Source organism: Streptomyces sp. NPDC002994, assembly GCF_040611155.1.
Lineage (GTDB): Bacteria > Actinomycetota > Actinomycetes > Streptomycetales > Streptomycetaceae > Streptomyces.
Genome location: NZ_JBEXNQ010000018.1, coordinates 136,417 through 161,077, shown reverse-complemented (window position 1 = coordinate 161,077; position 24,661 = coordinate 136,417). Strand labels below are relative to the sequence as shown.

General features: G+C 71.1%; 20 protein-coding genes. 11 read left to right on the top strand and 9 right to left on the bottom strand.

What is annotated here, in order from left to right:
* Positions 1 to 33: 33 nt before the first annotated feature.
* Entirely contained in the window at positions 34 to 1,653 is a 1,620-nt protein-coding gene (locus tag ABZX79_RS24425) for a peptide-N4-asparagine amidase (protein ID WP_355261463.1), read from the bottom strand.
* Positions 1,654 to 1,829: 176 nt separating this feature from the next.
* On the opposite strand from ABZX79_RS24425, the gene ABZX79_RS24420 reads away from it, so the two are divergent.
* From ABZX79_RS24420 to ABZX79_RS24410, 3 genes are all read left to right on the top strand, one after another.
* Positions 1,830 to 3,680 (top strand): ABC transporter ATP-binding protein, encoded by a 1,851-nt coding sequence (locus tag ABZX79_RS24420; RefSeq protein ID WP_355261461.1) that lies wholly within the window; start codon positions 1,830 to 1,832, stop codon positions 3,678 to 3,680.
* Entirely contained in the window at positions 3,677 to 5,467 is a 1,791-nt protein-coding gene (locus ABZX79_RS24415; RefSeq protein WP_355261459.1) for an ABC transporter ATP-binding protein, read from the top strand. The genes ABZX79_RS24420 and ABZX79_RS24415 overlap by 4 nt, the downstream gene beginning before the upstream one ends.
* 89 nt (positions 5,468 to 5,556) lie before the next feature.
* Entirely contained in the window at positions 5,557 to 5,967 is a 411-nt protein-coding gene (locus ABZX79_RS24410) for a DUF6234 family protein (RefSeq protein ID WP_355261456.1), read from the top strand.
* A gap of 411 nt (positions 5,968 to 6,378) precedes the next feature.
* On the opposite strand, the gene ABZX79_RS24405 is transcribed toward ABZX79_RS24410, so the two are convergent.
* The 5 genes from ABZX79_RS24405 to ABZX79_RS24385 form a co-directional block, all read right to left on the bottom strand.
* Positions 6,379 to 7,869, bottom strand: a complete 1,491-nt coding sequence (locus tag ABZX79_RS24405; RefSeq protein ID WP_355261549.1) for a SulP family inorganic anion transporter — start codon at positions 7,867 to 7,869, stop codon at positions 6,379 to 6,381.
* A gap of 20 nt (positions 7,870 to 7,889) precedes the next feature.
* Entirely contained in the window at positions 7,890 to 8,498 is a 609-nt protein-coding gene (locus ABZX79_RS24400; protein ID WP_355261453.1) for a carbonic anhydrase, read from the bottom strand.
* Between the two features lie 84 nt (positions 8,499 to 8,582).
* Positions 8,583 to 8,972, bottom strand: a complete 390-nt coding sequence (locus ABZX79_RS24395) for a hypothetical protein (protein WP_355261450.1) — start codon at positions 8,970 to 8,972, stop codon at positions 8,583 to 8,585.
* 180 nt (positions 8,973 to 9,152) lie between these two features.
* Entirely contained in the window at positions 9,153 to 11,108 is a 1,956-nt protein-coding gene (locus ABZX79_RS24390; RefSeq protein WP_355261447.1) for an FAD-dependent oxidoreductase, read from the bottom strand.
* A 69-nt stretch (positions 11,109 to 11,177) separates the two neighbouring features.
* A complete protein-coding gene (locus ABZX79_RS24385) occupies positions 11,178 to 11,969 on the bottom strand; it encodes a metal-dependent hydrolase (RefSeq protein WP_355261444.1) in 792 nt (263 codons plus the stop codon).
* Positions 11,970 to 12,091: 122 nt separating this feature from the next.
* On the opposite strand from ABZX79_RS24385, the gene ABZX79_RS24380 reads away from it, so the two are divergent.
* The 4 genes from ABZX79_RS24380 to ABZX79_RS24365 all read left to right on the top strand — a co-directional run bounded on the left by ABZX79_RS24380 (position 12,092) and on the right by ABZX79_RS24365 (position 17,570).
* Positions 12,092 to 14,605 (top strand): DUF3516 domain-containing protein, encoded by a 2,514-nt coding sequence (locus ABZX79_RS24380; RefSeq protein WP_355261441.1) that lies wholly within the window; start codon positions 12,092 to 12,094, stop codon positions 14,603 to 14,605.
* Between the two features lie 16 nt (positions 14,606 to 14,621).
* Entirely contained in the window at positions 14,622 to 15,500 is an 879-nt protein-coding gene (locus ABZX79_RS24375; RefSeq protein ID WP_355261439.1) for an acyl-CoA thioesterase II, read from the top strand.
* 134 nt (positions 15,501 to 15,634) lie between these two features.
* Positions 15,635 to 17,086: an aldehyde dehydrogenase family protein gene (locus ABZX79_RS24370; protein WP_355261436.1), complete on the top strand. Its 1,452-nt coding sequence runs from the start codon at positions 15,635 to 15,637 to the stop codon at positions 17,084 to 17,086.
* 16 nt (positions 17,087 to 17,102) lie between these two features.
* Positions 17,103 to 17,570: a VOC family protein gene (locus ABZX79_RS24365; RefSeq protein ID WP_355261433.1), complete on the top strand. Its 468-nt coding sequence runs from the start codon at positions 17,103 to 17,105 to the stop codon at positions 17,568 to 17,570.
* A gap of 223 nt (positions 17,571 to 17,793) precedes the next feature.
* Here ABZX79_RS24365 and ABZX79_RS24360 read toward each other — a convergent pair whose 3' ends face one another.
* The 3 genes from ABZX79_RS24360 to phnA form a co-directional block, all read right to left on the bottom strand.
* Entirely contained in the window at positions 17,794 to 18,945 is a 1,152-nt protein-coding gene (locus ABZX79_RS24360) for a TIGR03364 family FAD-dependent oxidoreductase (protein ID WP_355261430.1), read from the bottom strand.
* Between the two features lie 72 nt (positions 18,946 to 19,017).
* Positions 19,018 to 20,358 carry an MFS transporter gene (locus ABZX79_RS24355; protein ID WP_355261427.1) on the bottom strand — a complete coding sequence of 447 codons (1,341 nt, stop codon included), beginning with the start codon at positions 20,356 to 20,358 and terminating at the stop codon, positions 19,018 to 19,020.
* A gap of 145 nt (positions 20,359 to 20,503) precedes the next feature.
* Complete coding sequence (gene phnA, locus ABZX79_RS24350; protein WP_355261424.1) at positions 20,504 to 21,745, bottom strand: phosphonoacetate hydrolase; 1,242 nt, start codon at positions 21,743 to 21,745, stop codon at positions 20,504 to 20,506.
* Positions 21,746 to 21,951: 206 nt separating this feature from the next.
* On the opposite strand from phnA, the gene ABZX79_RS24345 reads away from it, so the two are divergent.
* The 4 genes from ABZX79_RS24345 to ABZX79_RS24330 all read left to right on the top strand — a co-directional run bounded on the left by ABZX79_RS24345 (position 21,952) and on the right by ABZX79_RS24330 (position 24,656).
* Positions 21,952 to 22,857, top strand: a complete 906-nt coding sequence (locus ABZX79_RS24345; protein WP_355261421.1) for a LysR family transcriptional regulator — start codon at positions 21,952 to 21,954, stop codon at positions 22,855 to 22,857.
* A 98-nt stretch (positions 22,858 to 22,955) separates the two neighbouring features.
* Positions 22,956 to 24,044 carry a GntR family transcriptional regulator gene (locus ABZX79_RS24340; RefSeq protein WP_355261418.1) on the top strand — a complete coding sequence of 363 codons (1,089 nt, stop codon included), beginning with the start codon at positions 22,956 to 22,958 and terminating at the stop codon, positions 24,042 to 24,044.
* Positions 24,045 to 24,144: 100 nt separating this feature from the next.
* Positions 24,145 to 24,315: a hypothetical protein gene (locus tag ABZX79_RS24335; protein WP_355261415.1), complete on the top strand. Its 171-nt coding sequence runs from the start codon at positions 24,145 to 24,147 to the stop codon at positions 24,313 to 24,315.
* A gap of 50 nt (positions 24,316 to 24,365) precedes the next feature.
* The gene (locus ABZX79_RS24330) at positions 24,366 to 24,656 is read left to right on the top strand and encodes a hypothetical protein (protein WP_355261412.1); all 291 of its coding nucleotides are present in this window, start codon (positions 24,366 to 24,368) and stop codon (positions 24,654 to 24,656) included.
* Positions 24,657 to 24,661 lie beyond the last annotated feature (5 nt).

Below are 24,661 nucleotides of genomic sequence, written 5' to 3'. Positions count from 1 at the left end.
GTGCCCGGCCGCGTACCGACCGGGCACCGCCGGTCAGCAGCGCAGCCGGTCCTCCGTCACCGTTCCCTGCGCCGTCTTGATGCTCCGGTCGTAGCAGCCCGCCGTCCCGTACAGCCGGTAGCGCTCACTCGACGTGCCGACCGCGTGCCGCTGGTCGCGCGGGACGTTCGCGGTGTACGTCGCGTCGCCCTCGTACGCGTCGTCGAACCGAGACCAGGACACCCGTTTCCCGCCGCGCTCCGTGGAGGTGTCGGCACGGTCGCCGAGCGCGAGCACGGTACGCAGCCGGTCGCCGGCACCGAGGGTGGTCGTGCCGTCCATCGTGTACGTCCGGTGGGCGCGCACGGCGGTGGCCGGGCCGCGGCCGTCGGTGGTGACGGTCTCGTTGTCCGTCCACCTGCCCTTGAGGGCGTCCAGCTTCTCGCCGTCGGTCCAGCGGTGGACGGAGGTGTTGGTAAGCCTCCGGTCGACGGTGGTGACGACGCGCCCGTGCGAGGTGTTCACATGACCGGAGACGGTGAGCCGGTGACCACCCTTGGTGTCGAGGCGGTATTCCGAACCCGGCGTGTACGTGGAGGAGTTGGCCGGTGAGCCGTTGTCGTGCCGGGTCAGCGCGCCCGTAACCACCTTGCTCCCCTTGTCCTGCCACACCAGCACATTGACGGGCGTGCTCCAGCCGGTCCGCCCCTCGGGGACACCGACGACCGAGACCTCCACACGGTGCGGGCGGCCGTCGTTGAGCCTGCCCGCGAAGGGCGTCAGGTCGTACTGGATGGGCTTGATGTCGAAGGCGCGTGGGCCGGGGATCACGTACCAGAGGAAGGGGTTGGACCAGCCGCCCGTCCACACCGTCGGGAACGGCGCCGCGATTCCCGCGAGTTGCCCGTCGACCTTGATCTGGACCTCCCGGTAGGGGCCGTCCGGGGTCTTGCAGGAGTACGGCGCCTCCTCGGGGACGGACAGGTACCAGTACTCCTCGCAGCCGCCGCCCGAGCCCGTCGCGTACACCTCGGCGAGGATGCGTTCGGAGTTGCGCGGGGTGGTGAGGGAGTCCCCGCCGTCGAGGGTGAGGACGCGGTCCGGCGTGTTGGCGGCCGGCTTGGTGCGGCCTTCGGCGGCGTAGAAGGTCAGGGTCGCCCTGACGTCGATGATGCCGGTGTACGTCTCGTTGACGACATTGCCGATGAGCATTTCGACAGGCTGTTCGCGGCGCAGGGTGTCGCTGTAGCGGGTGACGTCCTTCTCCACGGACCAGGCGATTCCTTCGGGAGAGGGCTGCGGGGTGGAGGTGCGCAGTACCTCCACCCCGCCGATGTGCAGGTAGCCGAGGCGGTCGTACTGCCGTCCCGCGACCTTGCCTTCGAGGCGGAGCACCACCTTGCTCCAGCGGTCGCCGCAGTCCTTCGGGGGCGCGTATCCGCCCCGGTACGGCGTGAAGTCGCGGAACTGGGCCTGCGCGACGGTGACGTGGCAGGACCGGGTGCCGGGGGTCTCGACGGGTGGCGCGGCGGTGACGGGATCGTGCCAGTCGCGGCCGAATTCGACGGGCGGCTCAGCTGCGGCGGTGGCCGCTCCGGCCTGGCCCGCCCCGAACACCGATCCGGCGGCCAGGGCCAGGGCGGCGAGCACGCACATGACTTTTGGTCGTCTCATGCGTCAGGAGTGAAGCGTGGGACGGCCCGGAGCACCAGAGCGAGATGTTGGATCTTGGCGCGTTCTGTGTGCCGGCGCCCATAAATCGATTGCGATTTCAGGTGGAAAAACGCGAACCTTGCACGGTTTCGCCAGCCCAAGCCAACCCAAGCAAGCACACCGAGCCGTGGGACGTCATGCAGATTCGCGATCTTCCGTATCCCGATCCGGGCGTCCCCGACGTCCGGTCCGGTCCCCGATTCCTCTACTGGCTCGGGCGGAACCAGCTCGGCGGGCAGCTCAAGTCGCTCTCCTGGGGCCTGCTGCACCAGTTCGGTGTGGCAGGCCTGCCGCTGGGCGTGGGGCTCGCCGTACAGGCCGTGGTCGACAGATCCGGCAGCCGGCTGGCACTGGCCGCCGGGCTGATCGCCCTGCTGGGTGTGGCCGTCGCCCTCGGCGACACCATGCTGCACAGGACCGCCGTCACCAACTGGATCACCGCCGCCGCACGCGTGCAGCAGCTGCTGGCCCGCAAGACGGCGGAACTGGGGTCCGCGCTGACCCGCAGGGTCGCGGCGGGCGAGGTCGTCGCGGTCTCCACCGGCGACGTCGAGAAGATCGGCTGGTTCGTCGAGGCGCTCTCACGCTTCGCCGCCGCCGCGCTCACGCTCGTCGTCGTGTGCGTGGGGCTGATGGTCTACCAGCCCGCGCTCGGCATCGTCGTGGCCATCGGGGTGCCCGTACTGGCCCTGGCCGTACTGCCCTTGCTGCCGAAGGCGACCCGGCGGGCGGATGCCCAGCGCGAGAAGGCCGGCAAGGCCACCGAGCTGGCGTCCGACACCGTCGCGGGCCTGCGCGTACTGCGCGGTATCGGCGGCGAGGACCTGTTCCTCGGCCGCTACCGCAGCGCCTCGCAGGAGGTACGCAAGGCGGCAGTGCGCAGCGCCCGCATGTGGGCGCTGATCTCGGCCGTCCAGGTGCTGCTGCCGGGCCTGCTGCTGATCACGGTCGTGGTGTACGGCGCGAAGCTCACCCTCGACGGCCGGATCGCGGTCGGCGAACTCGTCACCGTCTACAGCGCGGTGACGCTGCTGCTTTATCCTCTCCGGCACTTCGAGGAGATCGCCATGGCGTACTCCTTCTCGCGGCCGTCCGCCAAGCGGGCCGCGCGGGTGCTGGCGCTGGAGCGCACGGCGTACGCGCCGGGTGACCCGGCGGCTTCCGCCGCCGAGGAGACCCCGGCCGGCGACCTGTACGACCCGGCCACCGGACTGCTCGCCCCCGCGGGCCGGCTCACCGCCGTCGTGTGCGGCGACCCGGACCTGGCGGGCGTGCTCGCGGAGCGCCTCGGCGGTCACGCCACCACGGACCCCGCCACCGGTGAAGCGGCGCCGCCTTCGGCGCTGCTCGGCGGGGTGGCGCTCGACGACCTGCCGCTCATCACCGCGCGCGGTGCGGTCCTGGTCCAGGACAAGGACCCGGTGCTGCTCTCGGGCACGCTGAGCGAGCTGCTCGACGTACCGGCTTCGGGGAACGTGGCGGCGGCGGACGCGCTGGACGCGGCCCAGTGCGACGACGTACTGGCCGCGCTCGCCCAGGCGTCGACGGACAGCACGGACGACCCGATGCGCACCCGCATCACGGAGCGCGGGCGTTCACTCTCCGGCGGCCAGCGTCAGCGCCTGGCGCTGGCGCGCTCGCTGGTGACCGACCCCGAGGTGCTGGTCCTGGACGAGCCGACCTCGGCCGTCGACTCGCACACCGAGGCGCGGGTCGCGGCGGGCGTGAAGCGGCTGCGGACGGGGCGTACGACCGTCGTCTTCGCGTCGTCGCCGCTGCTGCTCGACCAGGCCGACCGGGTGGTGCTCGTCCACGAGGGCGAGGTCGCCGCGGTGGGGGTGCACCGCGAACTGCTGCGCACCGACGCGCGGTACCGCGCGGTAGTCACCCGCGAGACAGATGCCGAGGACGCCGCGAGCGCCGAGAGCGCGCGGGCCATGGAACAGGCCGACGTACCCGTACTGGAAGAAATCGAGGAATCAGCATGATCGGCGTGGCGCCACCGACGTACGACCCGGCGGCACCGGAGTCGGCTGGGTTGTTGCCGACTCTGCCCGTCGGCAGTCCGGCGACCGTACGGACGTACGTGAGCGAGCTGATGCGGCGGCACCGCAGGGCGTTCGCCGTGCTCGTGTCGTTCAACGCGGTCGCCGTCATCGCCTCGATGGCGGGCCCTTACCTCCTGGGCTCGCTCGTCGAGGATCTGGCGGCCGGGGCGCGTGAGCTCCACCTTGAGCGTACGGCGGCGATCTTCGCGCTCGCCCTGCTCGTCCAGACGCTCTTCACCGGCCAGATGCGGCTGCGGGCCGCGATGCTCGGCGAGGAGATGCTGGCCGACCTGCGCGAGGACTTCCTCGTACGGGCGGTCGGTCTGCCGCCGGGCGTGCTGGAACGGGCGGGCACCGGTGATCTGCTGTCGCGCATCACCACCGACATCGACCGGCTGGCCAACGCGATGCGCGAGGCCGTGCCGCAGCTCGCCATCGGGGTGGTGTGGGCGGGGCTGCTGATCGGCGGCCTCACCGTCACCGCGCCGCCGCTGGCGCTGGCGGTGCTGGTGGCCGTTCCGGTGCTGGTCATCGGGTGCCGCTGGTACTTCAAGCGGGCGCCGTCGGCGTACCGCTCGGAGGCGGCGGGGTACGCGGCGGTCGCCGCGATGCTCGCCGAGACGGTGGACGCGGGGCGGACCATCGAGGCGCACCGCCTCGGCGGGCGCCGGGTGGCCCTGTCGGAGCGGCGGGTCAGGGAGTGGACGGCGTGGGAGCGGTACACGCTGTGGCTGCGGACCGTGCTCTTCCCCGTCATCAGCGTCACCCACATGACGATCCTCTGCTCGGTGGTGCTGATCGGCGGCGTCTTCGTCCTGGAGGGCTGGATCAACGTCGGACAGCTGACGACGGGCGCCCTGCTCGCGCAGATGCTGGTCGACCCGGTCAACCTCATCCTGCGCTGGTACGACGAACTCCAGGTCGCGCAGGTGTCGTTGGCCCGGCTCGTCGGCGTACGGGAGATCGAGCCGGACGCGGGTGACGCGAAGGTGGCGCCGGACGGGCGTGCGGTGCGCGCCGACGCGGTGCACTTCGGGTACCGGGCGGACGTCGACGTACTGCACAAGGTGACGCTGGACGTGGCGCCGGGAACGCGGATGGCCCTGGTCGGTCCCTCGGGCGCCGGAAAGTCAACCCTCGGACGGCTGCTCGCGGGGATCTACGCGCCGCGTACGGGGGAAGTGACCCTGGGCGGCGCCGAGTTGTCGCGGATGCCGGCCGAGCAGGTGCGCGCGCATGTGGCGCTGGTCAACCAGGAGCACCACGTCTTCGTGGGCTCCCTGCGCGACAACCTGCTGCTGGCCCGCACAAGCGCGCAGGACACCGACCTGTGGGCGGCGCTCGGCGCGGTGGACGCGGACGGCTGGGCGCGGGCGCTGGACGACGACCTCGACACCGAGGTCGGTTCCGGCGGCCACGCGCTCACCCCTGCGCAGGCGCAGCAGATCGCGCTGGCCCGACTGGTGCTCGCCGACCCGCACACGCTGGTGCTGGACGAGGCGACGTCACTGCTCGACCCGCGCGCGGCCCGCCACTTGGAGCGCTCGCTGGCCCGCGTCCTGGACGGCCGTACGGTCGTGGCGATCGCCCACCGGCTGCACACCGCGCACGACGCGGATGTGATCGCGGTGGTCGAGGAGGGCCGGATCACCGAACTGGGCAGCCACGACGAACTGGTGGCGGCAGACGGCGCGTACGCGGCACTCTGGCGCTCCTGGCACGGCTAGCGGCGGCGGGGGCAGCGGATCTCGCGGTCTTCGCCGATCTGAGTACGCGCACTCATGCGCCCCGCGCGCGCCGGCGCCAGTGTGCAGGCATGAGCAACGCTCGCAGTCGTCCCCGTCTTGCCGCCGACGTCCTGGCAGCACTCGCCGCGCTCCTCGTCGAGGCAACGGTGGTGGTCGGCGTGTGGTTCGTCGTCGGCATCAACGCATGGGCGGACAACAAGAGCGGCCGCGAGCCGGAGGGGCTGTCCTACGGGGCGCAGATGCTGATCGGCGCCGGCGCCGCGGGGGCCGTCGCGCTCGTCGTTGCCGTCTTCTGCGGCCGCGCCCGGATGTGGGTGACCACCTGGACGCAGGCGCTGGCAGCCGTGGTGCTCACCGTGGGCGTCCTGGGCTCGTTCGCGTACGAGCGCCACACCGCGCCCCCGCCCGCGCGGCCGGACCACGTGTGGGAACAACCGCCGTGCCGCAGCGGCACCGACTGCAGCGAGAGCGGCGGCTAGAGCCGGCACCGGGCGCGCCCGGCGTCTCGCAGGACCCCACCCCGTGCGGGGCGGAGTACGTAAGCGCGGTGGCCCCCACCCGAGCGGACGCCGTCCGTGCCCGACCTGGCCACGGGGGGCATGCCGCCCCGCCCACATGGACTCCCCCGTGCACCGCGGAGCGCGTAAGCACGGTGGACCCCCACCCGAGTGGGACGCCGTCCGTGCGCGACCTTGTCGCACCGGGGTGTCCGCCCCGCATGGACCGTCCCGCGCGAGGCGGGGTGCGTAACTGGGGTGGACCGCCACCCCAGAGGCGCCCTCCGTGGGCGCCCTCGTCGCACGGCGGGATGTCCGCCCCGCCCCACATGGACTGCCCCGTGCGGGGCGGGGCGCGTAAGCGCGGTGGACGCCGGCGCCGCTGCGCGTCGGTCAGGCCGCGACGTGTACTGGCTTCACCCCCGCTTCGTTGTGGCGCTCCGCCCATGCCGTCAGGGCCGCGCCGCAAGCGTGATCCACGTGGCGCAGGCCCGAGAGGTCGAGCTCGATCGGCCGGTCGCGGGGCAGCGCCTCCAGTTCGTCGAGGAGCTTCGGGAGCCGCAGGAAGGTCGCGTTGCCGAGGACACGGACGCGTACCGGGCCCTGCTCGTCCTCGTCGCCGCCAGAGACCTCCACATGGACGTGCGAGATCTCCCACGCCGACTTCGCGACCGCCAGCAGCAGGCCGATCAGTACCCCTTCGAACATGTTGGTCACCACGATCGCGAGCGCCGTAGTGCCGAGCACCACCGCCTCACCGCGGTGTTCGCGCCACAACGGGACGAGTTCCTTCACCGGGATCAGCTTCCAGCCCGCGTGCACCAGCACACCGGCCAGCGCCGCCACCGGAATCACGCCGAGCGCCGCCGGGAACGCCGCGGCGAAGACGAGCAGCCATACCCCGTGCAGCACGCGGGAGGCCTTGGTGCGCGCCCCCGCCTGCAAGTTGGCGGAGCTGCGTACGATCACCGCCGTCATCGGCAGCGCGCCGAGCATTCCGCACACCGCGTTGCCCGCGCCCTGGGCGACGAGTTCCTTGTCGTAGTCGGTCCTCGGGCCGTCGTGCAGCCGGTCCACCGCGGCCGCGCTGAACAGGCTCTCGGCCGACGCGATCAGGGTGAAGGCGACCACCGTGCCCAGCAGACCGACCTCGGCGAGCTGTGCCAAGTCGGAGACGCCCGGCGGCTGTACGGCGTCGAGCAGCCCCTTCACCTCGACCCGCGCGACCGGCGGGTCGAAAACTACCGCCGCCACGGTCGCGAGGGCGACCGCCGCGAGCGGGGCGGGCAGCACGCGCGCCGCCGCGGGAATCCTCGGCCACAGCACCAGCACCGCCACCGTGCCGACCCCGATGCCCAGCGCGGCCAGGGCCGGTCCCGAGCCAAAGGTGTCGGCCGCCAGCCCCGGCAGGCCGCCGATCTTCGCGAGGCCTCCGGCGGGCGCCCCGGCGTCGGCCAGGGCGTACAACTGGCCGGCGATCAGCACCAGGCCGATACCGGCGAGCATGCCCTGCACCACCGCGATCGAGATCGCCCGGAACCAGCGGCCCAGCCGAAAGGCGCCCATCGCGAGCTGCAGCACTCCGGCGCCCAGCACGATCGCGCCGAGTGCGCCGATCCCGTACTCCTGCACGGCCTCGTACACGAGCACGGTCATCCCGGCCGCCGGGCCGCTGACCTGGAGTGAGCTGCCGGGCAGCAGTCCGGTGACGAGTCCGCCCACGATCCCGGTGACCAGGCCCAGTTCGGCGGGTACGCCGGAGGCGACGGCCACGCCCACGCACAGCGGCACCGCCACCAGGAAGACGACGAGCGAGGCGGTGAAGTCGGCACGGAGGTCACCCGGACCGCGCCGTCCCCCGAAGCGCTTCGCAACGGCCTTGATGACGGTGTTCACACCGGCGCTCACAGCGGGAGGAACGCGTCGGCGGCAGGCTGGTGCGCCAGGACCAGTCCCGTGTCCACGGCGTAGAACCAGCCGTGCAGCCGCAGTTGTCCGGCGGCCAGCCGCTCTGCCACGCAGGGGTAGGCGCGCAGCCGCTCCACCTGCTCGCGGACGTTGCGCTGGACGGCCGCCGCCACCTCCGTGTCGGCGTCCGCGTGGAGTTCCGCCAAGTCGTCCGGCAGCTGGCTGTTCAGCCAGCCCTCGACCGCCGGTACGGCGCCGAGGTCCTCACCGCGCACCCGCGCGCCGATGGCCCCGCAGTGGGAGTGCCCGCACACCACGATGTCGGGGACCCGCAGCACACTCACCGCGTACTCGATGGTCGCGGCCTCACCGCTCGGCCGGTCCGGGCGGTAGCCGGGCACCGCGTTGCCCGCCGTACGCAGCTCGAAAAGCTCGCCGGGGCGCGCGCCGGTGATCAGGGAAGGAATGACGCGGGAGTCGGAGCAGGTGATGAAGAGCGCCTGCGGTGACTGGCCTGCCGCCAGCCGCCCGAACCACTCGCGCTGCTCGTCGCGCGCCGCTATCCGTTCGCCCAGGGAGCGGGCATGGTCGATGAAGGTCTGCATGGGGGGGTCGCCTCCAGGAGCGATGACAGTGCCGGGATGTGACGGATCAGTACGTACGGGAATCGGTCCGTACGGGCCGCGTCATCAGCAGCGGAAAACCTGGAGGGCGACGGGGAAGTCCCCGGATCTCGACGGCGCGTGGCAGTACGCCGCGCCGCCGTCGGCGGGAAGGGCGTGCCGCGGGAGCTCCACGGGCGGGGAGGACAGGGCGCAGACCGCATGGACGGCCGTCTGCGGGGCGCCGGTCTCCGGCCGCTGCGCCCGGCGGACCTGACCGTGGTGGGCCGTGGAATCGGAGTCGGGGGGCGAACAGGAACCCTGCGCGGCCACCGGCGGCGCCGTCCCGGGTTCGGCAACGGCCGCGGGACCGTCAGCAGAAGGCTTCGCCACGGCGTGGCCGGTCGCCACCGTGAGGGAGAGCAGAGCGAATACCGCCAGCAGCAGCGCCTTGGCGGCCGCGGTGATCCGCAGCACTGTTTCCCCTCCCCGTGACGTCGTATCGAAGATCGCCACCATTGTGTCCTGGAAGAGGTACTGGACAGCAACTCGGGAATTTACAACGCCGTTAACTCTCCGCGAACAGGTCCACATCACCCCCGCGGGGACGGTCCGGACGGCGACGGCCGCCCGGACCGCTCCCGCGGCACGACGCTGTCAGCGGCTGCCGTGTACCTCCAGCGCCGCCCGGACCGCGGACTCCAGCGCCCCTTCGATCCAGGCGGGCTTGAGCGAGGTGTGACACCCGGCGAAGTGCAGCGGGCCTTCGCGGGTGCCCATGTCCGGGAAGATTTCGGTGTGCTGGCCGGGCAGGAGTACGGACGCCTCCCCGTAGGCGTACGGGTCGCGCTGCCAGCTTTGCGTGCGGCCGACGCCGGTGAAGAAGACCTCCAGCCGCTGCCCGTACACCTCCTGCATGCCGCGCAGCGCCAGCGCGTACCGGGCCTCGTCGTCGTAGGAGTCCCAGCGCCGGGCGTCGTCCGCCCAGCTGTACGAGGCCAGTACGACGCCTCCGTCGCTGCCCGGCACGGGGTGGGACGGGTTGAACATGAAGCGGTTCGGGTTGTCGGTCACCGACCCGCCGCCGATGACCTCCGCCGCCTCGGGCTGGTCGCGGGAGACCCAGCAGTGTGCCGCGTAGTGCGTGCGCTGTGCCTCGGAGAGGTGCCCGGGCGGCACGGAGGGGTGGGCTCCGAGCAGCCGTCCGTCGTTCGCGACCCGGCCCTTGCGGTAGGCGTCGTACAGGCCGGGGTCCATGGCGTTCAGCTCGCGCCGCCAGTCGTCCTCGCTCAGCTCCCACCACCGGCGGCTGAATTCGAGCAGGACCTTGGTGGCACTGTCGTAGTGCACCTCGCAGACGGCCCGGCGCTTGCCGTACGAGAGCTGGGGCGAGACCTGGACGTGCCGCAGGCCGGAGAAGGGGATGGTGACGATGGCGGTGTCGCCGGAGAACTGCTCGCGCACCACTTCGCCGTCGCGCCCCTCGGAAACGGTGTGCAGCCGCACGCGCGGCCCCGGGGCGCCCGCGTCGCGGGTTTCGATGCGGGTGACGCGCCGGTCGAAGCGCACTTCGTCGCGTACGTCGTCGAGGAGGGCGTCCGCGAGGACCGCGGTGCCGCCGGTCAGCTCGTAGAACTTGGTGCCGGGGCTGATCAGGGACGCGCCCATGAAGCTGTGCATGAAGGACAGCGGGAGCCGGGACGTCATGTTCTCCAGCGTGCCGATGAGGTCGATCGTCCGCGTGTCGAGCTTCGCGTGCTCGGTGAGGAAGCGGTACATCGACCAGTCGCCGAAGCGCTGGACGATCCGGGCCCAGCCTTCGACCAGCTGGGGCATCGGCTTGTTGACGCGGGTGCCGTCGGGCCGGCGGGTGCTGTACTCGTCGCGGACCGGGTCGAGGGCGCGGCGGACGATCTCGGAGGCGGGGACATTCACGTACTCGCGCGGCACGCCGAAGGACCGGTTGATCGCCTGCGGGTTCTTCGCGTAGTCGCCGCGCCGGGCCCTGATCCCGTTGACGCGGATCCATGTGCGGTACACCGGCTTACCGTCGGGGTCGGTGTCGATGTAGTAGAAGGGCCGGCGTTCGATGCCGAGATGGTCGATCAGCCCGATGACCAGGGGGTGGCTGCCGGGGATGCGCATGGCGCCCGCCTCGGCGTACTGCTTCGGATCGGCGAACGGCTGCTTGGCGTTCTCGTGGCCGCCGGTACGGAAGGTCTTGATGCGGCCACCCGCGCGGTTTCCGTTGGCCTCCACGACGGTGACCCGGTGACCGGCTCGCTTGAGCAGCGACGCGGCGACCATCCCGGCCGGTCCCGCGCCGATGACCAGCACCTTCTTCCGCGCGGCGCCGGCCCTCGGGAGCCCGTCACGGAGAAGGATCTTCTCGTACCTGGGGACGAGGGGTTTGTTGTCCTCATCGACCACCAGCAGGGCGCGGGCGACGGTGAGGCACGTCTGCCAGTCGGCGGTGGAGCGGGGCGCGGCGGGCGCGGCGGCGGCCGCCTCTGCGGGAGCAGCCGCCCCGGCGACGGTGGTGACGGCGGCGGCCGTAGCCACCGCGCCGGTACGGGCACTGAATTGACGACGCGTCAACTTCGGGGATTCCATGATCTCAAGAACTGGATCTTGGCCCGCGCGGCAGCGGGTCCGCGTCAGGATTCACCCGAACGGAACGCGTCATATGAAGTTCATCGCCGCCGCGCCGCCCACTCCCCCGAGCAGCATGAACACCGGCATGAGCACCTTCAGCTCCACCCAGCTGCCCGCGCGGAACCGCAGCGCCTTCGGCGGGCCGATCGGGTACCAGCGCTTGCGGCCGACCGGGATCGGCCACAGGATCGGGCAGCCGGAGACGGTGAGCGCGTCACCGATGTCGTGCACCAGCGCACCGAGCACGATCGGCAGGCCGAGCCACAGGTACTCCTGGCCGTCGCCGGTGAACAGCCAGTCGGCGCCGTTGCCCGGTTTGTCCAGTACGCCCGCCAGAATCCACGCGCTCGTCGCGCCGAGCAGCCACACCAGGATGTCGCTGGACATCCTGGCGGCCCGCCACAGCAGGCCTTCCACCGCCAGCACCAGGTGGATGAAGAGGAGCGCGAGGACCGCCCAGCGTCCGCCGGTGTACGCCAGGGCCGACGCACCGGCGCCGATCATGACCGCCCACAGCCAGGTGTGGGTGAGGGTGCGGTGGCCGCCGGTCCTGCGCGGGTCGGAGGGCTTTTTTGTCGCCTTGTAGACGGCATACGACAGCTTGTCGACGATCTCGCACATGCCCTTGGACACCGGTCCGAAGGCGCGCGAGATGGTCGCGGACTTGTGGTCGAGGTCGGGAGCGAGGGCCGCGCCCGCGCAGATCAGGGCGCCGACGACGATCACGGGCCACGGCATCGGATGTCCGGCCGCGGCTGCCGCCGCCCCCACCCCCAGCCAGGCCGCTGCTCCTGACAGTGAGTGCGCCGGTCCCATCATGGTCGTTCCCCGCCCCGTTTGCTCTTGTGGTGTGGCCCAGTTGACACGGCAGCGTATCGCTCGTGATCTTCGTGCGACCGACCGGTTCCCTGTTCAGGGGGGAAGCCAGGCAAGATGGGGGCGTGACCCTTATCGATCAGATGCCCCCGACCGCCGACCCCGATGCCCTTTTCGAGGCTTTCTCCTCATGGGCCGAGGGCCAGGGCATCAGTCTCTATCCCGCTCAGGAGGAGGCGCTGATCGAGGTGGTCTCGGGCGCGAATGTGATCTTGTCCACCCCCACCGGCTCCGGCAAGAGCCTGGTGGCGGCCGGTGCGCACTTCACCGCCCTGGCCCAGGACAAGGTGACCTTCTACACCGCGCCGATCAAGGCGCTGGTCTCGGAGAAGTTCTTCGACCTGTGCAAGCTCTTCGGTACGGAGAACGTCGGCATGCTGACGGGCGACGCGTCCGTCAACGCCGACGCCCCGGTCATCGCCTGCACGGCGGAGGTACTGGCCTCCATCGCGCTGCGCGACGGCAAGCACGCCGACATCGGCCAGGTCGTGATGGACGAGTTCCACTTCTACGCCGAGCCGGACCGCGGCTGGGCCTGGCAGATCCCGCTCCTGGAACTGCCGCAGGCGCAGTTCATCCTCATGTCCGCGACGCTCGGCGACGTCTCGATGTTCGAGAAGGACCTGACCCGCCGCACGGGCCGCCCGACATCCGTCGTGCGCTCCGCGACCCGCCCGGTCCCCCTCTCCTACGAGTACCGCCTGACACCCATCACCGAGACCCTGACCGAGCTGCTCGATACCAAGCAGGCGCCGGTCTACATCGTGCACTTCACGCAGGCGGCGGCCGTCGAGCGGGCGCAGTCGCTGATGAGCATCAACATGTGCTCGCGCGAGGAGAAGGACCGGATCGCCGAGCTGATCGGCAGCTTCCGCTTCACCACGAAGTTCGGCCAGAACCTCTCGCGGTTCGTGCGGCACGGGATCGGCGTCCACCACGCGGGCATGCTGCCCAAGTACCGCAGGCTCGTCGAAAAGCTCGCGCAGGCAGGCCTGCTGAAGGTCATCTGCGGTACGGACACGCTCGGCGTCGGCGTCAATGTCCCGATCCGTACGGTCCTCTTCACGGCCCTCACCAAGTACGACGGCACCCGCGTACGCACCCTCCGCGCCCGGGAGTTCCACCAGATCGCGGGCCGCGCCGGCCGGGCCGGCTTCGACACGGCGGGCTTCGTCGTCGCGCAGGCGCCCGAGCATGTCGTCGAGAACGAGAAGGCGCTCGCCAAGGCGGGCGACGACCCGAAGAAGCGCCGCAAGGTGGTCCGCAAGAAGGCCCCCGAGGGCTTCGTGGCCTGGTCGGAGACGACCTTCGACAAGCTCATCGGCTCCGACCCCGAGCCGCTGACCTCCCGCTTCCGCGTCACGCACACCATGCTGCTGTCGGTCATCGCCCGCCCCGGCAATCCCTTCGCCGCCATGCGCCACCTCCTGGAGGACAACCACGAGCCGCGCAAGGCGCAGCTGCGGCACATCCGCCGGGCGATCGCCATCTTCCGCTCGCTGCTCGACGGCGGCGTGGTGGAGATGCTGGAGACCCCGGACGCCGACGGCCGTTCCGTACGCCTGACCGTCGATCTCCAGCATGACTTCGCACTCAACCAGCCGCTGTCGACCTTCGCGCTGGCCGCGTACGAGCTGCTGGACCCGGATTCCCCCTCGTACGCCCTGGACATGGTGTCCGTCGTCGAGTCGACCCTCGACGACCCCCGCCAGATCCTCGCCGCCCAGCAGAACAAGGCGCGCGGCGAGGCGGTCGGCCAAATGAAGGCGGACCGCGTCGAGTACGAGGAGCGCATGGAGCGGCTCCAGGAGATCACGTACCCGAAGCCGCTGGAGGAGCTGCTGTGGCACGGGTACAACGTGTACCGCAAGAGCCACCCGTGGGTCGGCGACCACCCGGTGTCGCCGAAGTCCGTGGTGCGTGACATGTACGAGCGGGCCATGACGTTCGCCGAGTTCACCTCGCACTACGAGCTCGCCCGCACCGAGGGCATCGTGCTGCGCTACCTGGCGGGCGCGTACAAGGCCCTTGAGCACACTATCCCGACCGACATCAAGTCCGAGGACCTGGAGGACCTGATCGCCTGGCTCGGTGAGCTGGTCCGCCAGGTCGACTCCAGCCTCCTCGACGAGTGGGAGCAGCTGGCCAACCCCGAGGTGGAGACGGCCGAGCAGGCGCAGGAGCGCGCCGACCAGGTCAAGCCCGTCACGGCGAACGCGCGGGCGTTCCGGGTGCTCGTACGCAACGCCATGTTCCGCCGCGTCGAGCTGGCCGCCCTGGACAACGTCCGGGAGCTGGGCGAGCTGGACGGCGAGTCCGGCTGGGACGAGGACAAGTGGGGCGAGGCCATGGACGCGTACTGGGACGAGTACGACGACCTGGGCACCGGGCCCGACGCCCGCGGTCCGAAGCTCCTGATGATCGAGGAGGACGCCGAGCACGGACTGTGGCGCGTCCGCCAGATCTTCGCCGACCCGAACGACGACCATGACTGGGGTATCAGCGCGGAGGTCGACCTCGCCGCCTCGGACGAGGAGGGCCGGGCGGTCGTCCGCGTCACCTCGGTAGGCCAGCTGTAGAAGAGGAGAAGCACCCGTGACGACGAACCCCGCCGAACGGCTCGTCGATCTGCTCGACCTGGAGCAGATCGAGGTCAACATCTTCCGCGGCCGCAGCCCGCAGGAGTCCCTGCAACGGGTCTTCGGCGGGCAGGTCGCGGGCCAGGCCCTAGTCGCGGCGGGACGTACGACCGAGGGTGAGCGGCCCGTGCACTCGCTGCACGCGTACTTCCTGCGGCCCGGCCGCCCCGGCGTGCCGATCGTCTACCAGGTGGAGCGGGTGCGGGACGGGCGTTCCTTCACCACCCGGCGGGTCACGGCGGTCCAGCAGGGCCGGACGATCTTCAACCTGACCGCTTCCTTCCACCAGCCGGAGGAGGCCGCCTTCGAGCACCAGCTGCCGCCGCGCCTCTCCTTCCCGGACCCGGATTCGCTGCCGACGGTGGTGGACGAGATCCGCGAACACCTCGGGGAGCTGCCGGAGGCGCTGGAGCGGATGGCCCGCCGCCAGCCCTTCGACATCCGGTACGTCGACCGGCTGCGCTGGACCGCCCAGGAGATCAAGGCGGCGGACCCGCGCAGCGCGGTGTGGATGCGGGCGGTCGGACCGCTGGGCGACGACCAGCTCGTACACACGTGCGCGCTGGCGTACGCGTCCGACATGACGCTGCTGGATGCGGTCCGTATCCCGGTCGAACCCCTCTGGGGCCCGCGCAATTTCGACATCGCGTCGCTGGACCACGCGATGTGGTTCCACCGGCCGTTCCGGGCGGACGAGTGGTTCCTGTACGACCAGGAGTCCCCCATCGCGACGGGAGCACGGGGGCTGGCGCGCGGCCGGATCTACGACCGTGCGGGCAACTTGCTGGTGTCGGTGGTGCAGGAGGGGCTGTTCCGCCGGCTGCCGCCGTCCTGACGCGGATAGGGCCCTGCTATGGGGCGCATTCGTGAATCGCGCATTGTGACGAGCCCTCCTCCTGCGCGAGCCTGGCCAGGTCCGGCCTCCCATCGGGTGCCGGTGAGTCCAGCGCGTCCAGTGAAGGGGAGGGCATGGCAAAGCACCTTCGGCTCAACTTCATCGACGGACAGTGGATCCCGGCGGAATCGGGACAGCTCCGCGAGAACATCAATCCGGCCGACTTCGCCGACGTCATCGGTGAGTTCGCCGAATCCGGCGGGGTCGACGTGGACCACGCGGTCGAAGCGGCCTCGGCCGCACTTCCCGCCTGGCGCGGGCTCGGGCCGGTCAAGCGGGCGGCGTATCTGGCCGGCGCCAGTCGCCTCCTCGGCGAGCGCGCCGAGGAGGTCGCCGCCGTCATCACGCGCGAGCAGGGCAAGCTGCTGAGCGAGGCGCGCGGCGAGGTGAGCAGGGCGCGGGCCGTCGTCGACTTCACGGCGGGGCAGGCGCGGCTGCTGGGCGGGGTGACGGCTCCGGCGGAGGAGGAACGTACCTTCGCGTACACCTTCAGGAAGCCGATCGGGGTCGTGGGTCTCGTGGCGCCGTGGAACTTCCCGCTGGCCATACCCCTGTGGAAGGTCGCACCCGCGCTGCTCTCCGGGTGTACGGCGGTGCTGAAGCCGTCGCCCCTGACACCGCTCACCTCGGCGCTGCTGGTCGAGATCTTCCAGCAGGCGGGCGTGCCCGACGGGGTGCTGAATCTGGTGCAGGGCGATGTGGCGGCGGGTGAGGCACTGGTGGCCAACGCGGAGGTGGCGGGCATCAGTTTCACCGGTTCGCTGCCGGTCGGCACCGCCATCCACGCGGGCGGGGCGCACCGGCTGCTCCGTACGCAGCTCGAACTCGGCGGCAAGAACGCGCTGATCGTGTGCGACGACGCCGATCTCGGCAAGGCGGTGGACGCGGTCGTGCACGGCGCGTTCGGGCAGGCGGGGCAGCGGTGTTCGGCGACGAGCCGGGCGGTGGTGGATGTGCGGGTGCGGGATGAGTTCCTGGAACGACTCGTCGAACGGGTCGCGGACCTGCGGGTCGGGCCCGGGGACGATCCCGCGTCGCGGATCTGCCCGGTCGTCAACACCGCGCGCATGGACGCGGCTCTGGCGGCGATCGCGGGGGCGCAGCGGGACGGCGGCAAGGTGCTGTGCGGGGGCGGACGGGAGGAGCGGGAGGATCTGGCGGAAGGGTGTTACGTACGGCCGACTGTCATCCGCGATGTGCCGTGGGACAGCGAGCTGGCCCAGGAGGAGGTGTTCGGGCCGGTGCTGGCGGTGGTCGACGCGGAGGGGTTCGACGAGGCGATGTCGATAGCCAATTCGGTGAAGTACGGGATGTCGGGGACGATTTTCACTGCCTCGCAGTCGCGGGCGTTCGAGGCGATCGACCGCTTCGAGGCGGGGATGCTGCATGTGAACCGGCCGGGTGTCGGGGCGTACGCGCATCTGCCGCATGTCGGGTCGAAGGCGTCGCAGTACGGACCGCCGGAGTGCTCGCCGCAGGTGTGGGACTTCTACACGGAGTGGCGCTCGGCGTGCATCAGTTACTGAGGGGCATGCTGAGGCCATGACTTCTTCCTCTTGGCCTCGGCATCTCGACGTGGGGGCCGTGCGATTCGCACGGCCCACCGCGCGTTACGACGACGTCCTTGCCTTCTACCGTGACGACTTGGGGCTGCCGGTCCTCGGGCAGTGGCGGGGGCATGAGGGGCATGCTGGGTACGACGGGTTGCTGTTCGGGCTGCCGGGCAGTCCGGTGCACATGGAGATCACGCAGCACGGTTCGCCACCGCGAGTTCCGGAGCCGCATCCCGAGAACCAGCTCGTGCTGTACCTGCGGGGCGCGGCTGCGGTGGACGCGGCGGTGCGGCGGATGCGGGAGCGGGGGCATGAGCCGGTGAAGGCGGCGAATCCGTACTGGCCGGAGCGGGGCGCGGTGCTTTTCGCCGACCCGGACGGCTGGCTTGTGGTGCTGGCGCCGTGGGTGTTCGGGGAGGATCCGGTCCCTGTGCCGGTGCCTATGCGGCTGGCGTAGGGCTTTTCCCCCACCCCGCCCCTTCCCGAAACTGGGGCAAGCCCCAGGCCCCGGACGGGCTGGATGGTTGCCGCAACGCGGCACTATTCAGCCCCTCCGGCGTTTGAGGAGCGGGGTCTGGGGCAGCGCCCCCACGCGGCGGAGCCGCAAAGTGTCACAGCGGGAAGGGGCGGGGTGGGGAAAAGGCCCGCCGCAGGCGCCCCGCCCCCGCCCCCGTGCCGGGTCAGCGGCCTGCGATTACCTCCTCCGCCAGGCCGAAGGAAAGCGTCATCCCGGCGCCGCCCACTCCATTGACCACCGTGACGCCCGGCTCGGGCTCCGCGATCAGGTCGGTACGGCCGTCCCGCAGCGACGGGTAATAGCCGGCCCACCGCTCCGTGATCTCCGGATTCGGCAACTGGGCGAACGTACCGAGGTAGTCGACGATCGCCCGGTTGATCTCCTCGCTCTCGAACGGGTCGAGCGTCTTCGCGTACGCATGGCTGTCGCCGATGGTCAGCCGGCCGTCCGCGGTCTGGGACAGGAGGACGTGGATGCCGTTCTCGCGGTGGAAAGGCATCTGGTCAGCCATCCGCGCCGCCAGCCGCTCCTTCGACTCGCAGTCGTCGAACGCCGCGTAGTGCAGCAGCGTCAGACCGCCGCACAGCATCGGGCCGAGCTGCCAGCCGTCCGGCTGCGGGCCCGTGCGCAGCATCTGGAGCTTGCAGCGCATCAGGTGCCGCTGCGAGGCGAAGACCTCGGGGTAGAGGGTCTCGAAGTCGTTGCCGCTGCACACGAAGACGCGGCCGACCTCCCAGTCGCCCGCCGTGGTCGACACGCCGGGCAGGTTGATGCCGCGTACGGTCGTGCCGAACCGTATGTCGACGCCGTACTCGGCGGCCAGGTGCGCCGCGACCGCCGGTATCGCGCGGCGCGGGTCCACGTTCAGCTCGGTCGGGCTCCACATCGCGGCGAGCAGCCCGTCGGCGCGCGCCGTGGTGCTGCGCTCCAGCGTCTCCCGCGCCGTGATCATCCGGGCACCGCGCTCCCGAGCCGGCGGCGTGATCGCGAGGAACTCCTCCAGGACCGCGACCTCGTCGGGATGGTGGGCGAGGTGCAACGAGCCGCTCTGGGCAGCCCACAGGCCCGTCTTGGCCGCGATCTCCAGCCAGATCTCGCGGCTGCGCAGCGCCCGCTCGTAGATCGCGCCGCGCTGCTGGCCGATCGACCAGATCATGCCGAAGTTGCGGATGGAGGCGCCGACGGCGAAGTCGTCGCGCTCGAACAGGACGACACGGTCGCCCCGCTTGGCGGCGGCGAGCGCGTGGGCGAGGCCGACGATGCCTCCGCCGACCACGGCGGTGTCGGCTCGGTTGACGGTCGTCATGGTCGTCATGGGGTCCGGTCCCCTCTCAGGGCGTACAGCGGGAAGGTGAAGGCGCGGCACGGGACGTACCGTTACGTACCGTTACGCGGTACGGGGAAGCCTGTTCCAGTGCGGCAGCATCAGCAGGCCCGCCAGCAGCGCGGCCCCGGCGAAGCCGGTGAACAGCGCCTCGCCCGACAGGAAGCCCGGCAGCAGTCCGCCCAGGATCGCGCCGACCGAGCCGCAGCCGTTGACCAGACCGGCGGCGGTGCCCGCGCCCTTGGCGGAGCCGAAGTCGACCGCGGCGACGCAGGAGATCATCGCGTCGGCGGCGTACACGGAGAGGCCGATCACCGCGAGGACGGCGATCATCACCTGGGCGCTGCCGGCCGCCGTGAGCGGCATGAACAGCGCGAGCGCGCCCGTCAGTACACCGAGCGCGATGACGCAGGCCGGCACGCGGCGGGACTGGAAGACCCGGTCGGAAAGCCAGCCGACGAGGACGGGAGCGAGTACGCCCGCGACGCCGAAGGCGACCGGGATGAGCGTGGCGCCGACTTTGTCGATCTCGGGGAGGCGGCGGCTTACGATCACCGGGCCCCAGAGGAGGATGGCGTACCGGGCGGGCTTGAGCAGGAAGTACGCGAGGCCGAGTGTGAGCACCATGCGGTCGCGCAGCGTGTCGCGGTAGAGCGCGAGGCCGGTGACCGCCGGGGCCTCGGTGGAAGCCGGTGCGTCGTCGGTGTGCTCGTCCAGGCCCGCGTCCTTGGGCGAGTCGCGCTGGAAGAGCAGGAAGAGCACCAGGACGACGGCGAGGCTCGCCGCGCCGGCCAGGAAGGCGACCCGCCAGCTGTCGAACACCGCGTACGCGATCCAGCCGAGGAACGGCGGGGCGGCGAGACCTCCGAACGCGTAATTGGTGCTCCACAGCCCCAGGACGCGGCCGCGCTCCTTCACCGTGAAGAAGTTGCCCATGTTCTTGCACAGCGGCGCCCAGCCCGCCGACTGCGAGAGCCCCTGGAGGACCATCGCGCCGCCGAACACCAGCAGGGCACTGCTCACGCCCATCACGCAGGCCGCGACGACCGCCCCGATCATGCCGCCGATCACCACGACGCGCGGACCGAAGCGGTCGGCCCACATGCCCCACAGGAATTGGCCGGCGGCGTAGGCGGCGAGGTAGACCGCGTCGATGACACCGAGCGCGCGCTCGGTGAGCACCGTGTTCACCGCGGGGTCTTCCAGGATGCCGAGCTTGGCGACGGAGAAGGCCTGCCGTGCGAAGTAGAAGCCCGCGTACGCGAGCCAGGTGATCGCGAATATCTGCCGGCGCCAGCGCGCGGCGCGGGCGGACCGCAGGACCGGTGAGACCTGGTCCAGCGCTTCGCGAGTGGTGATCTTGGTTCTTGGTTCTGGTCCTTGCTGTGGTGCGAGGTCGGCCATGGCGGTGTCCTGTCCTCGACGTACGTGAAGGGTTGGGGAGTTGTACGAGTTGAGCGGTCGTACGCGGGTGTGGCTCGGCCCCGGCGCACGCCTCAGCAGCGCGCCGGGGCCGGGTCAAGGGGGAAGGGGGGAAGGGGGAAGGGCGTCAGGCGGTGAGCGAACGGCCCGCCGCCAGGGCGTTGCCCACCCAGTAGGCGTCGAAGTTGCGCAGCCGGTGCCCCTCGGGAAGCGGCCCGGTCGGTGTGTTCACCAGGAACGGCACCTTCTGCTCGGTGAGCCCGCCGTGCGAGCGCAACGGCTCCTTGAAGCCGGAGATGTCGTGCCGGGCGGGGGTGGTGCCCAGCGCCGTGTTGCGCTCGGCGATGACGACGATGTCGCCGATCCGGTCCCCGGGGAGTTCGAAGCGCTCACACGCCTCCTCGCGGGTCAGGACGGTGTCCACGCCGTCCAGCGCGGCGATTTCGCCCACCAGGGCCGCGATGTCGGCGTCCGCCGGCAGGTGCACGGTGGCGTACGACCCGAGCGCGCCGTGGTGCACGGTGTACGGGTCGGTGATCGGCAGGATGACCCGCGCCGCCGCCGCGCCGAGCCGCGCGTCCAGGACGTCCTGGAGGAAGACGACCTGCGCCACGCCCTCCGCGTCGCTCTTGGCGTTCATGCCGTGGTCGGCGGTGACGACGAGGACCGCGCCGAGGGCGTCGATCTGCTCGAAGTAGCCGTCCAGCATGGCGTAGAAGTCGTTCGCGACGGGGGACCCGGGCGCGTGCTTGTGCTGGATGTAGTCCGTCAGCGACAGATACATCAGGTCGGGACGGTCCTTTTCCAGTACGTCGGTGCCCGCGGCCATCACCAGCTCGCTCAGCTCCGCGCTGTAGACGGAGGGCAGTTCCATGCCGACGCGTTCGAGGACCTTGCTGATGCCGTTGTCCTCGTCCGTCACCTGGTCGGCCTTCTCGGCGGAGAACACCACCCCGTCGACCAGGTCACGGCCGAGCAGCCGGCGCAGCTTGTCCTTCGCGGTGATGACCGCGACCTTCGCTCCCGCCCGCGAGAACTCCGCGAACAGCGTCGGTACGCGCAGCAGAGCCGGGTCGTTCATCATGACCTCGGTGCCGGTCCCGGTGTCGTAGAAGTAGTTGCCGCAGATGCCGTGCACGGCGGGCGGCGCGCCGGTGGCGATGGAGAGGTTGTTGGGGTTGGTGAAGGACGGCATGGTGCAGTCCGCCCGCAAGTCGCTGCCGCGCTCCAGCATTTTCTCCAGGAAGGGCATCCGGCCGTCCGCGATCGCCCGCTCGTGATAGGCGTCCTCGCTGCCGTCGATACAGACCACGACGACGGGCCGCTGGGGCCAGGCGTAGCCGCGCCCGTTCACCTCGAGCACCTTCATGTACGGATCCACCCCTGAGGTCGAAGTAACGAAGCGGTGGTTCCCGCGTCGTGCTCCATGGGTAGCACCGGGCGGGGCCGCCGCAGAACCCACGGGATTGCTATGACGGCCATAGCCGATTTCAGGCCATCCCGGCCCCTCCCCAGCAGGTCGTTTCGCGGCTAGGCTCACCGCTCACCGCGCCGGTGATCAACGTCAGGGGGCCCGTGGAACTCAACCTCCACCGACTGTGGATCTTCATGCAGGTGGTCGAGCACCACGGCTTCTCGGCGGCCGCGCAGAAGCTCTACATGAGCCAGCCGTCCGTCTCCAACCAGGTGCGCCGGCTCGAACAGTCCCTGCGCGTCACGCTCATAGACCGCTCGGGCGCCCGGATCCGGCCGACCGCCGAGGGCGAGGTCCTGGCCGAGTACGGGAAGCGGGTCTTCCTCCTCGCCGACGAGGCCGTCGCCGCCGTACAGCAGGTCAGCGGTCTCGCGTCGGGACGACTGCTGGTGGGCGGCACGACCACGGTGGGGACGTACCTGCTGCCGTCACTGGTCGCCCGCTATCAGGAGCAGCATCCGGGCATCGAGTGCGACATCTTCGTCGGCAACAACGAGGCGGTGCTTGAGCGCCTGCTCGGCGGCGCCATCGGCATCGCGGTGGTCGCGGGCGCCCCGGCGGCGACGCAGCTCGTGATGGAGACCGTCCTGGACGAGCGGCTGGTGCTGATCGCCGCGCCTTCACACGCACGGGTGGGCACCGGCGACGTACAGCCGTCGGATCTCGCGGGTTCGCGCTTCCTGCTGCGCGAGCCCGGCTCGCAGACCCGTGAGCTCCAGGAGCAGGTGCTGGCGGATTGGGGGCTCGCGGACGTCTCGCACAGTGACATCTGGGGCCCCGAAGCGATCAAACAGTGTGTGGCGGCGGGCCTCGGGGTCTCACTGATCTCGGAACACGCGGTCGTCGACGACGTACGGGCCGGAACGCTGGCCGTGATTCCGGTCAGCCCCAGGCCGCGGCCCCGCCCCATCAATCTCGTACAGCGCCGCGACCGACTGCTGTCCCCGGCGGAACGAGCCTTCGTGGGACTGCTGCGGCAGGTCGGCAGCTGGCCGCGGGAGCTCTGAATTGCCTGCGGACGTCAGAGAGCTCCGAGGATAGGATTCAAGGAGCATTCCGCCGGTAATCGCGGATTGCTCCTTTCATTGAGTGCCCAGGGGGGACCGTGTCGGCCCGAGAGCTCAAGTTCCGCAAACTCACCGCCGATCTGCGGCGCGGCATCCACGACGGCACCTGGCCCCCCGGCAGCAAGCTGCCCACCGAGCGGGCGCTCGCCGCCGAGACCGGCCTGTCCGTCACCACGGTCCGCAGGGCGTACGAGGACCTGGTCGCCCAGGGCCTGGTGGAGCGGCGGCAGGGCGCGGGCACGTTCGCGCTGGGCCGCCCGCCGCGCGTACCGGACAGGCGCAGGATCGTCGGCGTACTCGTGCCGGACACCGCGCTCTACTACCCGCGTGTCCTCCAGGGCATCCAGGAGGTCCTGGCCGAGGCCGGCGCCCAGTTCGTGCTGGCGTGTTCCCACTACGACCCGAAGGCGGAGGACGCGGCGATCACCGAGCTGCTGTCGGCGGGAGTGCACGGGCTGCTGCTGGTGCCCGGGCTGCACGCGTCCGACGATCCGGCCCGGCGTACGGACGAGCTGCTGCGGCTGCCGGTGCCGGCCGTGCTGGTGGAGCGGCGGCTCGCGGCGGCGGGGCCCGGCGATCCCACGGAGCACGTGTGCACGGACCACGAGGGTGGCGCGTACGACGCGGTACGGCATCTGCGCGCCCTCGGGCACGAGCGGCTGGGGCTCGTCGTCCGCGTCGACGCGCCGACCGCCGCGCCCATCGGGACGGGGTTCGCCCGCGCCGTCGCGGACTTCGGGCTGCCCGAGCCGGCGTACGACAGTGCGCCGATGGACGCCTGGGGCGCGGAGCGCGCCGACGCGACCGTGGCGCGGTTCGTCGCCGCCGGGGTTACGGGGGCGCTGTGCTTCGGGGACCGTGAGGCGGCGCTGGTGCAGTCGGCGGCGCGGCGGGCGGGGCTGCGCGTACCGGAGGACCTGGCGATGGTGAGCTACGACAACGAGTTCGCGGACGTGGCGGAGATCCCGCTGACGGCGGTGTCCCCGCCGAAGTTCCAAGTGGGTCGGCTGGCCGCGCAGATCCTGCTGCGCCGGCTGGCGGACGGCGACGCGTCGCCGCTGCATCAGGTGCAGTTGCGGCCGAATCTGGTGGTACGGGCGTCGTGTGGTGGGCGCGGGGACGGCTGAGCATCTGCCCGCCGAGGCCGGCGAACGTACCCCCGCACTGGTTTTTGGTACGGGCGCATGCCCGTAGCGATGTCCTGGGGGCGCCGCAGGGAGGATGCACATGAGCACCACCGCGCGCGAAGAAGGACAGCATCGCCAACCGGATCGACGCGCAGGCACGGGCCGCGGCGTACGGAGGACTCGTCAACCGGTGGTCCTGCTGTGGACCAGCCCACTGGCGAAGAAGTGGTCCGAGGCCCGGCCCGAGGAGCCGGGGGAGGTGGCGCGCTGAAGTCCGCCCTCCTGTGGTCCGACCCGCAGCCGGCGACTCCTAGGTAGGTCGTGGACGTCAGCTGCGTCACGGACGGCGGCCTGTTCGTCTACAAGGTCTTGGCGGCCGGCCGCTCCACGTACGCGGACCTCCGCTCGCAAGCGACCCGCCTCCTCGAGATCAACCACACCCTGCCCAGCCCCGCCGACGGCCTCTATCTGGTTCTCTGCGAACCGCCCGCCGAGGACTGCTCGGCCAACACCGTCCGCGACGTCTTCGGCGTCCACGTCCTGTGGCGCATCCCACCGCACAGCTGGGGCGGCCGCGACACGAAATCCGCGTTGGGCCTGAGCCAGGAGTAACACCG